This is a genomic window from Alkalicoccus urumqiensis (genome assembly GCF_002993335.1).
GTDB classification, from domain to species: Bacteria; Bacillota; Bacilli; order Bacillales; family Salisediminibacteriaceae; genus Alkalicoccus; species Alkalicoccus urumqiensis.
Genome location: NZ_PVNS01000008.1, coordinates 1 through 14,732, shown reverse-complemented (window position 1 = coordinate 14,732; position 14,732 = coordinate 1). Strand labels below are relative to the sequence as shown.

Sequence of the window (14,732 nt, the reverse complement as noted above, 5' to 3'; positions counted from 1 at the left end):
CGTCTGCAGTCCGTGTTACGTCTGATAGGAAGCGTGAACTTCTTTTCCCGCCTGCACCGTTACGCTTGTTTCAAAGTGATCGATAGAAAGGTCTTCACCATCCAGCAGCCGGTACGTGATCTGATCCTGCCCGAGTTCCACTTCGAGAAAACGTCCCTGGTACCGGATACGGAAAGCCATGGATTCCCATGCTTTGGGAAGCACCGGCCGGAAGCGGAGGCCGTTTTCATCCACCCGGAGGCCTGCAAAGCCGTAGACGAGAGCAAGCCACGTTCCGCCCATATTGGCGAGGTGCAGTCCGTCCTTCGTGTTTTTGTGCGTATTATCGATATCGAGACGGGCCGTTTTAATAAAGTAATCGTACGCTTTCTCCGTATCTCCGAGACGGGCAGCCATCATACTGAAAATACAGTAGGAAAGCGACGAATCATGGGTCGTCACTTTTTCATAGTAATCGTAGGAGCGGCGCATCACCTCTTCATCGACCCCTTCCTCCAGCAGGAAGTGACCGAGGACCGTGTCCGCCTGCTTGCATACCTGGTACCGGTACAGCGTGAGCGGATGATAGTTTAACAGCAGAGGAAACTTCTCGTCCGGTGTATTCTCCAGATCCCATACTTTTTTCTGGAGGAATGTATCATCCTGCGCATGAATGCCGTGTTCTTCATTATACGGCAGGTACATGCGGTCTGCCGCTTCCTGCCATGCTGCAAGCTCTCCTTCTTCCAGCTGAAGCTTTTCTTTCCACGCGGTTGCTGCATCCCCACCGATCAGCTCCCATGATTTCACCGCCCACTGGAGGCTGTGTCGCGCCATTACGTTCGTATAATAGTTATTGTTGACGATGCACGTATATTCATCCGGCCCTGTTACATCGTCGATCCGGAACGTGCCGCCTTTGTAGTGTCCCATATCCATCCAGAGCCGGGACACTTCCGTCAGCACTTCCAGCATATACTCGTCTACAAATGAAATGTCGCCGGTGACGAGGTAGTATTGAATAAAGCTGTAAGCAATATCTGCACTGATGTGGTACTGTGCTGTACCTGCCGGGAAAAAGGCGGAGCATTCGCCGCCGGTGATCGTCCGCCACGGGAAAAGTGCCCCTTTCTCATGCCCGACCTCCCGGGCACGGTCTTTCGCTGCACCGAGAAGAGAGTAACGGTATTTTATCAACTGCAGGGCGATCTCCGGCTGCGTCATCTGGAAAAATGGCAGCATGTAAATTTCCGTATCCCAGAAATAATGCCCTTCATAGCCCTCGCCGGAAAGCCCTTTTGCCGGAATGTTGCTGACTCCGTCTTTTCCTGCCGACTGCAGCAGATGGTACAAATGAAAACGGAGCCCCTGCTGAAGGGAATCATCCCCTTCAATTTTCAGACCGGCCTCCTCCCAGAAACGTGTCAAGTACGCCTGCTGCTTTGCCGCCTCCTCGTCGAAAGAGCCGCATTTCCGAATGATATTTTCTGCCCGCTCCTGAAGGCTTTCCCCGTGCCGGTACGTATCTGTGAACACATTCCAGCGGGTGAAGACGATCCGTTCTCCTGTCTTCAGCGAGTAATGTTCTGCCGCGCGCCCGTCCTTTATTTCCGTCGTCCGGTCAGCAGGCGCGGATACTTCCGACATAGAGTGAACATGCATTTCCAGTTTTGTTTCATACGTTTCGTCTGTGACGAGCAGGCTCCGCCCTTCTGCACGGCAGTCGGTAACGTGGAGTCTTTCTGCATGCCCGCTTGCCACCCGCGGATCGCCGGGGTCGGAAAAGTTTGTGACACTGCCATTAACTTCTGCCGTAATAACGATATCCGCTTCTTCCTCCGGTTCAATCTCCACCTGCTGCATAAACAGTTCTTTCGTCGTCATGGAAACGAACCGGGAAAACATCAGCTTCATCCGGATACCGGACGGGGACTCCCAGTCCACGTTTCGAATGAGCTGTCCCTTATCCATGTGAAGAGTCCGCTCGAAGCTGTGGATGGTGCCTGCAGACATGGAAAAACGCTCTCCATTAACGGAAATGTATATCGTCTGCGCATCAATGCCGTTAACGAGCTTCTGCTGGGTCTCCGGAAAAGCATGAAGCTTCTCCCCGTATTCGATGGGCGTTTCGTCGTGATAGGCATTAATATACGTCCCCCGGATGGAAATCATGCCCTCTCCATACCCTTCCTCCACATTTCCCCTCACTCCGAGGAAACCGTTTCCAAGAGCAAACAGACTTTCATTTACGAGCAGCTGATCCTGGGAGCGTTCATTGTTTGTCACCTTCCAGCTCATCTTGCATCCTCCTCCTTGTCCACACGTATGAAATCCTTTTCATATGAATTATTGTATCAGAGTCTGCCCCTTTTCCGCTATCGGAAATCCAGCGTCGTCTGCCGAGAATCTCTAAATTCCTGAAAATAGCGGAATTGCTTTGTAACTGCTTACGTAAAAACGTATAATGAAAATATTATGGGATGCAGAATAGTAGGTGAAGGCAATTGAAACAAGTACGAGTAGTAGTGACCGGAATCGGCGGTCCGACAGCGCAGGGGGTTATGCGCGGACTGAGGGAGATCGATGGGGTAACGATCATCGGCTGTGACCGGCGGCAGGTAAATGCAGGCAGACCTTTCTGCGACCGGTTTTATCAAATTTCGAGTGTGCACGATGAGGATCAGTATATACTGGACATCCAGCGGATCGTGCAGGAGGAGAACGTGGATTTAGTATTCCCGTCCCTTCACGAGGAAATCGATATTTACCACCGGCGCCGTGGAGAGATTCCGTCCCGCTCTATCGCACCGGTTACACAATCGGTAAACCGAATGACGGATAAAGGCGAAGCCTACGCGTTTATGGAAGCTCATGGCATGAAAAAGCACATACCGCGGTATACGCTTTTTCATACCAACGAGGAACTCCGGAAAGCGCTGATGCGTTTTTCAGACACCAGATACACCGTTGCAAAAGATACAAACGCCCACGGAGCACTCGGTTTTGCTCTTCTTACAGATAAAGAAGGATACCTCCAGGCGCTTTCCGAGGGAAAGAAAAGTGTCGTCTGGGAAGAGGACTACGCGGCCATCCCGCACCACGGCAGAAAAATGCTGATGGAGTACCTCGCCGGTCAGGAATACAGCGTCGATATGTATCTGCACCGCGGAAAAGCGTGCGCGGTGATTCCGAGGCGCCGGAGCGGCGTCGCAAGCGGTATCGTGCTGGATGGAGTCGTTGTGGAGGATCAGCAGCTGATGAAACTAGCTGAAGAAGTCGGTACGCTTTTCATGACGGACGGCTTTTTAAATCTGCAGTTCATGGAGCAGGACGGAGAGTATCTGCTTACAGATTTGAATCCGCGCTTCTGCGGCAGTCAGATTATGAGTCTCGGAGCCGGCGTGAATTTTCCTGAAATCGCGCTCCGCTGCAGCCTGGACGGAGAATGTCCGGAGATATCTCCTAAATGGAACACGCGGATGGTGCGCTACCGGGATCAGTTTTTTATGGAGGAGAACGGCAAAGACCCTTTCCCGGAGCAGCTGGCGGAAAATCTGTCCATACCGGGATCGAAAGAATAGAAGTACACGGAGATCGGAACAGGATGATCCCCCCTGACCATACGATATCCGGGATATTTCAAAAACAAAGAAGCCGGACGATGTTGAAACGCTGCAATGCGCTTCAGGATCGTCCGGCTTTTTCATATGATGCAGTTCATCCGCTTTTTTGCTTCAGGCAGGATCAGATCATGTCCTTCTGCATAAGTATGCTGATGATTTGCTCCACCTGTTCTTCGAGCGTCCCTGTAGAAGTATCCACTGTCAGCTCCGGCGCTTCCGGCGTTTCATACGGACTCGAAATGCCGGTAAAGCTGCTGATTTCACCACTGCGTGCTTTGGCGTACAAGCCTTTTGTGTCCCGTTGTTCACATACATCCAGCGGCGTACTGACGTATACTTCCAGGAATGCTCCGCCAATAATTTCCCGGGCACGGCGCCGGTCTTTTTTAAATGGTGAAATAAAGGAAGCCAGAACGATCAGGCCGGCATCATTCATCAGCTTTGCTGTTTCTGCCGCCCGGCGGATGTTTTCTACACGGTCCCCCTCAGAAAAACCGAGGTTGCTGTTCAGACCATGACGGAGGTTATCTCCATCAAGAAGCATCGTATGCTTCCCCATCGCTGCAAGGCGCTTTTCCAGTTCATCCGCAAGCGTGGATTTCCCCGATCCGGAGAGTCCGGTAAACCAGATGGCAGCCGGCTGCTGCGCTTTCTGCTCCGCCCGGTACGCTCTCCCGATTTCTGTTTCCTGCCACTGAATATTTTCTTTCCGCGATGCCGTTTTCTCCACAACGCCGCAGGCGGAAGTCATGTTGCTCAGACGGTCCATTAATATGAAGGACCCGAGTACAGGATGTTCATCAAACCGCTCTGCCGGCGAGGGCTCATTCAGCTGGAGGGTGACGAGAGCAAGCTCATTTTTATAAAGTTTGGAAGCCGGCACAGGCTCGCCGGAATGAATATCAATTTGATGCTTGATCTCTGAAACCTGGGCTGGAACAGTTCTCGTACCGAGTTTCAGCAGGTACGACCTTCCCGTAACCAGCGGCGTATCATCCATCCAGAGAATATCCGCCTCCAGCTCATCCGCATTGATAAGCGGGCGTTCACTCAGCACGCATCCACGGGAGACATCCACTTCCCGGTCGAGCTGAATCGTGACCGGATCGCCCGCGGTCACTTCCTGCACTTTCTCATCCCCGCGGAGAATATTCTCCACCGAAGCCTGTTCTCCGCTCGGAAACGAATAAATCGTACTTCCTGTATGGATCGTGCCGGACTCCACCTGCCCCTGGAAACCGCGGAAGCCGCTGTCCGGTCTGGACACGCGCTGTACCGGAAGGACAAACGGCCGATCCGTCATTTCCCTTTCTGTCTGCAGCGTTTCCAGCGTCTGCAGCAAAGGCGCTCCTTTATACCACGGCATTCGCGAGGACGCTTTCGTCACGTTGTCCCCATCTGTTGCAGAAACCGGAATCACCTGAATCGACTGAATGGAAAACGACGCTGTATACCGGCGGAAATCCTGCTCAATCTGTGCAAATCGTTCTGCATCAAAATCAATTAAATCCATTTTATTCACTGCGAGGATAAAATGACGAATTCCCATCAGCGAACAGATGCGTGCATGGCGCCTCGTCTGAGTACTGATCCCTTTGGACGCATCGACGAGCAGTACCGCCGCATCTGCAGTGGAGGCCCCAACAGCCATATTCCGCGTATATTCTTCGTGACCGGGCGTATCTGCCACAATGAACGAGCGCTTATCTGTCGTGAAATAGCGGTAGGCGGCATCGATGGTAATTCCCTGCTCCCGCTCCGCTGTCAGGCCGTCCAGAAGCAGCGAATAGTCGATCTCTCCACCACGGCTTCCGACCCGGCTGTCGAGTTCGAGCGCCCGCTCCTGATCTGCATATAATAGTTTGGCATCGTATAAAAGATGACCGATCAATGTCGATTTTCCGTCGTCGACACTTCCACACGTAATAAATCGAAGAAGCTGCTCCATTAAAAGTATCCCTCCCGTTTCCGCCGCTCCATACTGCCGCTTCCTTCGTGGTCAATCACACGGCTCGTCCGTTCAGAGCTGACGGCTCCAAGCGTTTCGTCAATAACCGCATCCAGTGTATCCGCATTGGACTCCACGCCTCCGGTGAGCGGATAGCAGCCGAGCGTCCGGAAACGGACTTTTTTATATTCGACTTCCTCCCCTTCTCCGATCGGCATACGGTCGTCATCCACCATAACAATGTTGCCGCTCCGCTCCACCACCGGCCGTTCTTTGGCAAAGTAGAGAGGCACAATATCAATGTTTTCCCGGCGGATATACTGCCAGATATCTTTTTCCGTCCAGTTGGAAAGAGGAAAGACACGCATACTTTCCCCTTTATGAATGCGTGTGTTGTACAATTTCCACATTTCGGGCTTCTGATTTTTTGGATCCCAGGCGTGATGTTCATTGCGGAACGAAAAAATACGTTCCTTCGCACGGGACTTCTCTTCATCTCTTCTGCCGCCGCCGAACGCTGCATCAAAGCCGTATTGATCCAGCCCCTGTTTCAACGCTTCTGTTTTCATAATGTCGGTGTAGGCCGCGCCGTGATCAAATGGGTTCACGCCTTCCCGGATCCCCTCTTCATTGGAATGAACAAGCATCTCTATCCCAAGTTCTTCCGCCTTTCTGTCGCGGAACGCTGTCATCTCTTTAAACTTCCATGTTGTATCGATATGCATAAATGGAAACGGAGGCTTCTCCGGATAAAAAGCTTTTAATGCAAGATGAAGCATAACCGAGCTGTCTTTTCCAATCGAATAGAGCATGACAGGATTTTCGCATTCCGCAGCTACTTCACGAATGATGTAAACTGCCTCGGCTTCCAGTGCGTCGAGATGGCTCCGCAGCTTATCGGTCATTGTGAAAAACTCCTTTCGGAAGAGAAATCGTTTTTCTTTTTGCTGTAAAGTACGGGTTCTTCAGATCTTCTTTGTTGTACATCAGCTTCTCTCCGGACGGATAAACGAGCACTTCCCCTCCGGCTGCCTCCACGATTGCCTGGCCGGCTGCTGTATCCCATTCCATTGTCGGTACCATACGCGGATAAATATCCGCTTTTCCTTCGGCGATATAGCAGAGCTTCAGCGAACTGCCGACATTCGCTTTTTGAAGTGAGCCGTAGGCTTCCTCCAGCTTCGCAAGCATCTGCTGGGTTTCCTCCGACGGATGGGAACGGCTGACAAGCGCTGTCAGTTCATTCGTCGTCTCCAGCGGAAGCGGATAGCCGAGGCGGAAAACAGCGTCACTGGACCAGCTTTTTAACGACGCCTGTTCCGCCTTGAAGCTTCCTTCGTTTATGTCAGCAAAATAAAGCAGGTCGAGCGCCGGCGCATAAATGACGCCGAGTACCGGCACTCCGTTCTCCACAAGCGCCGTGTTTACCGTAAATTCCCCGTTCCGCTTCAAAAATTCTTTCGTTCCGTCTAACGGGTCGACGACGAAGCAGCGATCCCACGAGCGCCGTGTGGTGTAAGCAGGATGATCCCCTTCTTCACTCAGTACCGGAATGTCCGGTGCAAACATACGAAGACCTTGGAACAGCAGTTCATGTGCCTGTTTATCGGCTTTCGTGAGCGGCGAGTCATCCTGCTTCCGCTCCACCTCCATGTCTTCTTCATCATAAATTTCCATAATCGCCTGGCCTGCAGCAATCGAGAGTTCAATCATTTCCGTTAATGTTTCCTTCACGGGTCCTGCCTCCTGTTCGCCACTCTCCGGCGGATTCCGTCCACAGCCCGGAGGAGCGTTTCAAATTTGCATACATATAAAATCAAAAAGTAAAGGACCGCTCCGACTGCAGCTGCAGCGGAAAGCGCGCCAATTTCAGTAAGCGGTGCCAGCGTGGTATACAAACTGCCCGCAGCGAAAGCCATGACAGCGGAAGCTGCAGTAATTAACACAAGCGACCGGACCAGCCTGCCGAGCCGCAGATCCACCTGTTTCTGCAGCTGCATGTACAACAGCACCGCACAAAAAACAGCGGAAATACTCGTTGCCAGTGCCAGTCCGCTGATTCCCATCACAGGCGCCAGCAGAAAATTCAGCACGATATTAACTCCCATCGCAATCGCCGCGTTTATCATCGGTGTGCGTGTATCCTGCAGCGCATAAAACGATTGGGATAAAACGACCCGGAGGCCGGTGCCTGTCATTCCAAGCGCGTAGAAGAAAAAGGCCCCGGACGTGAGAGTGACTGCCTCGGCGTCAAATGCACCCCGGTCAAACAGCAGCCGGACAATCGGCTCTGCAAGAACGAGAACAGCGGCAGAAGCCGGAATGGTCAGCATCGCCGTTCCGAGAAATCCCTGCTCAATCGTAGAGCGGAAAGATTTCTTTTTCCCGCCCGCTGCCTGCTTCGAAATACTTGGAAACATAACCGTCGTAATCGAGATCACAAATACGCCGTGAACAAAGTTCGTGAGCGTATGGGCATAGTTTAACGCAGATATACCGCCGACGGTTACTTGAGAAGCCAGTGTCCGGTCGACGAGCTTATTAATCTGCTGCACAGACGAACCGAGGATGACCGGAAGCGCCAGCACTGCCATTTTCCGAAGCTCCGGATCTTTCGGATCCAGCACCAGCTTCCATTTGAATTTTTTCGCAAAGGAAAAGCCGAGCAGGATGAGCCACTGCACAAAAAGAGCAGCGACAAACCCGTACGCCAGCAGTTCCGGCATGTCGAATTCTGCACTGAGTACGATGGACGTAATCACGATAAGACTCATCGGAATACCAAGCAGATTCGGCACGGCGAAGAGCTGCTGGTAGTTTAAGTACGCACTCAGAATCCGGATAAAAATCGTGAAGTAAATGCCAACGAGCGTCACGCGCGTAAAGTAGACAGCCAATTCGAGCGTCTCCCCGGTGAACCCGCTCGCGAAAACGAGCACGAGTGGTTCAGCAAATATCCACGCAGCGCCGATCAGCACCGTACTGCCGAGAAGCAGCATCCAGATTAGGTTGTTTGTAAATCGGACAACCGCCTGCGGTCCTTTTTCCGTCTCCAGACGGCTGATCATCGGAATATAGCCGGTGGAAACTCCTTTCGCCACCATGCCGAATAAAACGACAGGGACAGTCAATGAAATTAAGTACGCATCACTGACTCCGGACGTACCGTAAAAATAGGCGAGCGTCACATCGCGGAGAAATCCGATCACTTTCGAAACAATCGTTAACAGCATCATAAGGACAACGGTTTTTTTCATTATGTCATTCCTGCTTTCCCATCCCGGCGGCGGCAGCCGGCTTTCCTGCTTTCGTCATCAGCTCCGGAGAAACCGGTTCCGCCCCTTCTCCTGATCTTCTTTTGAATAAAAGTGGTTCATATACTTCGTATCATAGAGCTGGTCCACATATTCTTTACTTGGATCCGCCTTCTGCTTAAATTCTTTATATACTGCATGATACCATTTTTTGGAGCCGCTGTTTGCCTGGGTGAGCGTGAGATCTTCTTCCCCTAGAAAATCCGCCAGCACTTGTTCCAGGTCATTTAATTTTTCCATCTGCACGAGCAGAATATCTTTATTGCCGGACTGGATCCGCGTATATCCTTTTTCCTGATCGAAAGGATAGGCATACACGTTCACGTCCCAGATACGGGCAAACTCCTGATCAAACCAGCGGTTCCCGTAAAGATGATTGAAGCGCTTATAGAAGTCTCTGCGGAAGGCTTCTATATTCACGGCATCTTCCTGCCGGTTATCCTGATATTTATTCATCCCCATGAGAGGCACATGAAACGCGTGGAAATACATCGACTGGTTCCGGGAAACCGGCTCACGGACAAGGGAGATAATTTTTACTTTTTTACGCTGCTTTAACAACATTTCAACGAGGCGGTGGCGGAGAAAATAGCGCAGACGGTATAAAGGTGTGCGGTAATACCGCGTGGAGCGGTACTGTTCATACATCGAGGTGGAGAGAGGCGTGCGGAAGCTGTGGACATGAAACGGCTGCCAGTTTTTTTCTTTCAGCGTTTCGACCAGAGTCGTCGAACCGACTTTGCCCATTTGATGAATGACGACGAGCTTCGGGTTATCTATGTACATCTTTTTAAAATAGCGTACTTTATTCAGCATACGTATCTTCTCCTTTATTTATTTAATAGGACAAAACGCCACGATGACGGTTTCTGGTCATCATGGCGTTTTGACGAACGTTCCCTATGAGATCAGGACTGCTTGGATCCTTTGCTTCCTTTCGCGCCGCCGTTCTGCATCGAGAACAAGTTGGAGTCGATCGAAAACATCAGCTGGCCGCGCTCGCGCTCGCGCTTTAATGCCAGCTGAATCAGCCGGTCGATCAGCTCTGGATACGGACGGCCTGCAGGTTCCCAGAGGTAGAAAGACAGCGATCCCGGAATGGTATTAATTTCATTAATATAAACGGTGCCTGAATTTTCATCGATAATAAAATCAATCCGGGCAACACCGCTTGCGCCGAGTGTTTGAAAGGCTGCTTTCGCAAGGCGCTGCACTTCCGCGGTTTTTCCTTCGCCGATTTCTGCAGGAATAACCCGGTTGGTCGATTCCATGCCTTTACTTGAACCGCCGTCTTTGCCGCCGCCGGTGTATTTATCCTCGTAGGATAAAAATTCATCGGTTCCTAGCACCTGCTCACAGACGGACGCTTCCACTTCCGACGGATCGCCGACGACCGAACAGTTCACTTCGGTCATGTTGGAGACCATCGGCTCCACGACCAGTTTCTGTGCAAAGCGCTGCGCGAGGTCAATCGCTTCTTCGAGTTCTTCCCGGTTTTCCGCTTTACTGATGCCGACACTCGATCCGAGGTTTGCTGGTTTTACGATGACGGGATAACCGATACTCTCTTCAATCTGATTCAGCCAGCCGGTGTTATCGTCATTCCACTGGGAGGAGTAAAACGTCACGAAGTCGAGGATCGGCAGCTGGGCATCGCGGTAAATCCGCTTCATCAGCACTTTATCCATGCCGGCACCGGAAGAAATTACATCACAGCCGACGTACGGAAGACCGAGCAGCTCCAGGTATCCCTGAAGGACACCATCTTCCCCAAACGTTCCGTGAATGACTGGAAACGCCACGTCCACTTCCGCAAGTTCTGCTTTCCCGAAGCGCGGGCGCGGATCTTTCTCCACGATCACCCGGCTGTCCGCCGTACGCTGCATGCGGACCGGCTGTGCTTCCTGCATCAGTTTTTTCAGATCTTTGTAGTTTTCAATATCCAAAAGCACGTCCCCGGTATACCATTTGCGGTCTTTGGAAATGTAAATCGGGGTGATCTCATATTTTTCGCTGTTCATGTTCTGCACTGCCTGCAGTGCGGAGATTACCGATACTTCATGCTCGACGGAAATACCGCCGAAAATTACTGCTACGCGCGTTTTCATTCCTCCACCATCCTCTGTCAGTTGGTACGTTCCCTGGTTGTTTTTCTTGTTTTCTACTCTAAAAAGGTGTCCGGCAGGTCGTTTTCCAGCAGGACAATCGTTTTATCGACAGCCACCTGATGCATATGCTGAATGGCGTCGTTTAAGTCTTTGGCAATGTAGAACTGCTCCTCCGGATACCCCGCTTCGGCAAGACCGTCCTGAAGCGGCTTCGTCTGCTTCGGTCCGACTAAAATAATATAATCGCACTTCCCGGCAGCGTATCTGGCCCATTCCCGATTCAGCTCATATTCTTTATCTCCGAGCTCAATCATCCCCGGTGTGACAAGCATTCTGCGCCCGTCCATCTGTCCGAGCACATCGACGGCCATTTTCGAGCCGACGGGGTTGGAATTGAAGCTGTCATCGATAATCGTAATGTTGCCGTTTGTCGGCTTCAGTTCCAGACGATGCGGCACTGGAGCGATATTTTTCACGGGCGCTGCCATCTGGGAAAGCGTCATGCCCATTTCCAGACCGACAGCGACAGCCGCCATGACATTGTAGATATTATGTTTTCCGAGCAGGCGGGTGCGGAATGTTTCCGTCGTCCCGTCCTTCAGCGTAATCGTAAACGACATCCCCCGCGCACTGTAGGAAATATCCGACGCGCGGATGTCCGCATCCTCCCGGTCAATGCCGTAGTACACTCGCCGCGCCGGATTCTCTGCTTTATGGGACATGATATTTTCATCATCCATGTTTAAAATGCCGACGCCGTACTCCGGAAGTGTTTCAATGATTTCATGCTTCGTCTTTTTAATGTTGTCCAACGTCTTAAACGTCTCCAGATGCTGCTCGCCGACAGCCGTCAGAATACCGTATTCCTGACCGACGATGTCGCAGATCTCCTGGATATCCCCTTCCTGTTTCGCTCCCATTTCCGCGATAAACACTTCATGGTAGGGCTTCAGCTGTTCATTGATCGTTCTCGTCACACCGAGACGCGTGTTGTAGCTTTCCGGCGTCATCAGCACATTGTACTTGGCTGACAAAACGGCGTGCACAAAGTGTTTGACACTCGTTTTCCCGAAGCTGCCTGTAATACCGATTACTTTCAGGTCCGGGGACGCTTTCAGCAGCCGTTTGGCGTCATTGACAAATCCTTCGTTAATGCGTCCTTCGATCGGCGTATTGATCGTGTTCACGAGCTTCATGACCGTAAATGGCAGCATCGCCGACAGTGCGAGCAGCGCGTAGGCTGCCATGACGTGGATGAATGCCGAAAGGACGATCGCAATGGATGCAATGAGAAGGTATACCGCATAGGTTACCCCAAGAAGCCGCTGCACCCGCTTCGTGTACACGAGCTTCTTTTTCTCCTCCGGTCTCGTGCTGTAGATCACCGCGAAAACGATGAGAAAGACCCCGGCGGAAAAGGCGAGAAGCAGCACATCCGAACGGGTGAAAACGAGCAGCAGAAACGGCGCGGCATAAAGCACCTCCACCGGCTGGATGACTTTCGACGTGTTTTCAGAAATCCATTTGCTGAACCGCTCATTACGGTAGGAGTTCTGCTGGAGCATGTGAACGCTCCGTTTTACTTTCAGAGTGACTGGAAGAATCCAGCCGACCAGCATTATGATGAGAAAAATATACAATTGAATCATGTCCGGCTCCTTTTATCTTTTTCAAGAAATGAATGTATAACCGCCTGAAACTGCTGCGGCTGATCCAGGTAGGCGTAGTGCCCGGCCTGGTTTAACACGACGAGTCCGGCATCGGGAATAAGCTCTTCCATCCGCTTTCCGTCTGAAACCGGCGTCGCGGTATCCTGCTCCCCGAAAATGAGTAGAACAGGACATTTCATATCCGGCATCAGATGCTGCAGGTCCTCGTTGACGACTTTCACCATCGTCTGCTGCATGATGCCGCTGGTTCCTTTGTAATCCGCTGAACCGAACTTCCCTTTCAGCTTCTGCAGAAGTTCCTCCTCCCGGTGTTTTAACCCGGGCAGCTTCAGCATTTTTTTCGCCGCTTTATACGTGGAGACTTTCACGTGGTAGGAAAATTTCCGCTTCGGTTTGATGCCGGCGCTGTCAACGAGAATCACCTTGTGCACGCCGCCGTAAGTTGCCGTATAGTAAATCGACATTCTGCCGCCGAACGAATGTCCGATAAGAATCGGATTTTCAATCGATAGTTTGTCGATAAAGTCGCGCAGAACGTCACAGTAATCGGCAATTCCCCACTGCTCCGGAGGCTCTTCGCTGTCTCCAAAACCGGGTAGATCCAGTGAATACACGGTAAAATCGCCCTCCAGCCCCCGCTGGATCGGTGACATCGCGCCGATATTCGCCCCCCAGCCATGAAGCAGAATAACCGGTGGGCCGGATCCGCTTTTTTCATAATTCAGTTTTCCATATTCCAATTCTATGTACATAGCATGAACTTCCTCTCTCTTCCATTCCTTCATGCGCCCCCTGGAAAACGACGCTTGATACAGACTGATTCAGACCTTCACAGCAGGCCCCGTTCCAATGTTCCATTTTATCATATTCTTTGCGTTCACAGAAGCAGTACTCTGGAACTGAGTGCAAGGACTCAGGCCCTTTTTTTCCAAATCATTCCGTATTACAATGAGTAAGGACATATGAAGTGACAAAGCAGGAGGTAGAGGCACGTGACGACAAAAACCGCCTATTTATCCGTCATCCTCGGCGCAGCGCTCTGGGGCACAACGGGATTGTTTGTAAATGAACTGAACAGCGCCGGTTTCACTCCATGGGAAGTAGTCGGGATCCGGCTGATTTTTTCCGCCGTTATTCTGACGCTGTTTCTCGCAGGGAAAAACCCGCAGATGCTGCGCATCCAGGCCCGTGATATACCCTTTTTTATCGGCACCGGCATCATCAGCATCGCTTTTTTTAATTATTTTTTCTTTACCGTGATACAGGACGCCTCGATTTCCCTGGCGGTTGTCCTTTTATACACCGGACCCGTCTTCGTCGCGCTGATTTCCCGGTTTACATTCGGAGAACCGGTGACGCTCCGGAAGATCGGAGCACTGATCCTGATGCTCGCCGGGTGTGCGTTCACCGTCGGCTTTCTGCCGGCTGGTTCGCTCAGCATCTCCGGAATGACCATTCTGTACGGCGTTCTCTCAGGCTTCTTTTACGCACTTTATTCCATTTTCGGAAAATATGTAAGCGGCCGGTATCATTCCCTGACAATCACCGTCTACTCTATGCTTTTCGGCTCTCTGTTTCTACTGCCGACGAGCAGGCTCTGGGAGAAAGCGGACCTGTTTACCGGCACCGTCTTTTTCTATGGCGCCGGTCTCGCCGTTTTTGCGACCGTTCTCGCCTACATTTTCTATACCGCCGGCCTGAAATGGATTGAATCCGGACGGGCGGCTATTCTTTCCACTGTCGAACCGGTGGTGGCGATCATTATCGGCGTCCTGCTGTACCGCGATGCGGTGACACTCTGGCAGGCGCTCGGTATGATTCTCGTCCTCGCTTCTGTTCTGTTGACCGTTCAGATCCGCCGTCGCCGCCGGGATCCCGGACCGCAGGAAATACATGCGGCCGGCGCACACGATCAGGAAACACACAGACAGCATATGTAGAAAAAAGCCGGCTGTACGTCTATGGGGCCACTGAAAAAGTCCTTGATGAAGACTAGAAACGTCCTTGTGGACGTTTCTAGTCTTCTTTGTCTTTTTTTCTCCCTTTTTCCCGGATGATCGTCTATACTTAGTTTACTACTTGGAAAGCGG

At 51.6% G+C, this 14,732-nt stretch carries 11 protein-coding genes; 2 read left to right on the top strand and 9 right to left on the bottom strand.

The window, feature by feature from the left end:
• Window positions 1-15: 15 nt before the first annotated feature.
• Window positions 16-2,277, bottom strand: coding sequence for a glycoside hydrolase family 65 protein (locus C6I21_RS09230; protein ID WP_105959180.1), 2,262 nt, complete (start codon window positions 2,275-2,277; stop codon window positions 16-18).
• Window positions 2,278-2,483: 206 nt separating this feature from the next.
• Here C6I21_RS09230 and C6I21_RS09225 point away from each other — a divergent pair, with 206 nt between their 5' ends.
• Window positions 2,484-3,560 (top strand): ATP-grasp domain-containing protein, encoded by a 1,077-nt coding sequence (locus tag C6I21_RS09225; RefSeq protein ID WP_142393246.1) that lies wholly within the window; start codon window positions 2,484-2,486, stop codon window positions 3,558-3,560.
• A gap of 163 nt (window positions 3,561-3,723) precedes the next feature.
• Here C6I21_RS09225 and cysC read toward each other — a convergent pair whose 3' ends face one another.
• From cysC to C6I21_RS09185, 8 genes are all read right to left on the bottom strand, one after another.
• The gene (gene cysC / locus C6I21_RS09220) at window positions 3,724-5,550 is read right to left on the bottom strand and encodes an adenylyl-sulfate kinase (RefSeq protein ID WP_105959178.1); all 1,827 of its coding nucleotides are present in this window, start codon (window positions 5,548-5,550) and stop codon (window positions 3,724-3,726) included.
• The gene (gene cysD, locus C6I21_RS09215) at window positions 5,550-6,455 is read right to left on the bottom strand and encodes a sulfate adenylyltransferase subunit CysD (protein WP_105959177.1); all 906 of its coding nucleotides are present in this window, start codon (window positions 6,453-6,455) and stop codon (window positions 5,550-5,552) included. The genes cysC and cysD overlap by 1 nt, the downstream gene beginning before the upstream one ends.
• Window positions 6,445-7,284: a 3'(2'),5'-bisphosphate nucleotidase CysQ gene (cysQ, locus tag C6I21_RS09210; RefSeq protein WP_245411587.1), complete on the bottom strand. Its 840-nt coding sequence runs from the start codon at window positions 7,282-7,284 to the stop codon at window positions 6,445-6,447. Before cysQ ends, cysD begins: the two co-directional genes overlap by 11 nt.
• The gene (gene murJ, locus C6I21_RS09205; RefSeq protein ID WP_105959176.1) at window positions 7,281-8,807 is read right to left on the bottom strand and encodes a murein biosynthesis integral membrane protein MurJ; all 1,527 of its coding nucleotides are present in this window, start codon (window positions 8,805-8,807) and stop codon (window positions 7,281-7,283) included. The genes cysQ and murJ overlap by 4 nt, the downstream gene beginning before the upstream one ends.
• A 57-nt stretch (window positions 8,808-8,864) precedes the next feature.
• On the bottom strand, window positions 8,865-9,680 hold the full coding sequence (locus C6I21_RS09200; protein WP_105959175.1) for a putative capsular polysaccharide synthesis family protein: 816 nt from the start codon (window positions 9,678-9,680) through the stop codon (window positions 8,865-8,867).
• Between the two features lie 92 nt (window positions 9,681-9,772).
• The gene (locus C6I21_RS09195; protein ID WP_105959174.1) at window positions 9,773-10,972 is read right to left on the bottom strand and encodes a D-alanine--D-alanine ligase family protein; all 1,200 of its coding nucleotides are present in this window, start codon (window positions 10,970-10,972) and stop codon (window positions 9,773-9,775) included.
• Between the two features lie 53 nt (window positions 10,973-11,025).
• Entirely contained in the window at window positions 11,026-12,621 is a 1,596-nt protein-coding gene (locus C6I21_RS09190) for a UDP-N-acetylmuramoyl-tripeptide--D-alanyl-D-alanine ligase (protein ID WP_245411586.1), read from the bottom strand.
• The gene (locus C6I21_RS09185; protein ID WP_105959173.1) at window positions 12,618-13,394 is read right to left on the bottom strand and encodes an alpha/beta fold hydrolase; all 777 of its coding nucleotides are present in this window, start codon (window positions 13,392-13,394) and stop codon (window positions 12,618-12,620) included. Before C6I21_RS09185 ends, C6I21_RS09190 begins: the two co-directional genes overlap by 4 nt.
• A gap of 240 nt (window positions 13,395-13,634) precedes the next feature.
• Between C6I21_RS09185 and C6I21_RS09180 the strand changes: the two genes are divergently transcribed.
• Complete coding sequence (locus C6I21_RS09180; protein ID WP_105959172.1) at window positions 13,635-14,582, top strand: DMT family transporter; 948 nt, start codon at window positions 13,635-13,637, stop codon at window positions 14,580-14,582.
• Window positions 14,583-14,732: the final 150 nt, after the last annotated feature.

What these genes read in the sequence shown, in the direction of transcription:
- C6I21_RS09230 (WP_105959180.1), bottom strand. Translation starts at nt 2,277, where the DNA reads ATGAGCTGGAAGGTGACAAACAATGAACGCTCCCAGGATCAGCTGCTC.
- cysC (WP_105959178.1), bottom strand. Translation starts at nt 5,550, where the DNA reads ATGGAGCAGCTTCTTCGATTTATTACGTGTGGAAGTGTCGACGACGGA.
- cysD (WP_105959177.1), bottom strand. Translation starts at nt 6,455, where the DNA reads ATGACCGATAAGCTGCGGAGCCATCTCGACGCACTGGAAGCCGAGGCA.
- murJ (WP_105959176.1), bottom strand. Translation starts at nt 8,807, where the DNA reads ATGAAAAAAACCGTTGTCCTTATGATGCTGTTAACGATTGTTTCGAAA.
- C6I21_RS09200 (WP_105959175.1), bottom strand. Translation starts at nt 9,680, where the DNA reads ATGCTGAATAAAGTACGCTATTTTAAAAAGATGTACATAGATAACCCG.
- C6I21_RS09195 (WP_105959174.1), bottom strand. Translation starts at nt 10,972, where the DNA reads ATGAAAACGCGCGTAGCAGTAATTTTCGGCGGTATTTCCGTCGAGCAT.
- C6I21_RS09190 (WP_245411586.1), bottom strand. Translation starts at nt 12,621, where the DNA reads ATGATTCAATTGTATATTTTTCTCATCATAATGCTGGTCGGCTGGATT.
- C6I21_RS09185 (WP_105959173.1), bottom strand. Translation starts at nt 13,394, where the DNA reads ATGTACATAGAATTGGAATATGGAAAACTGAATTATGAAAAAAGCGGA.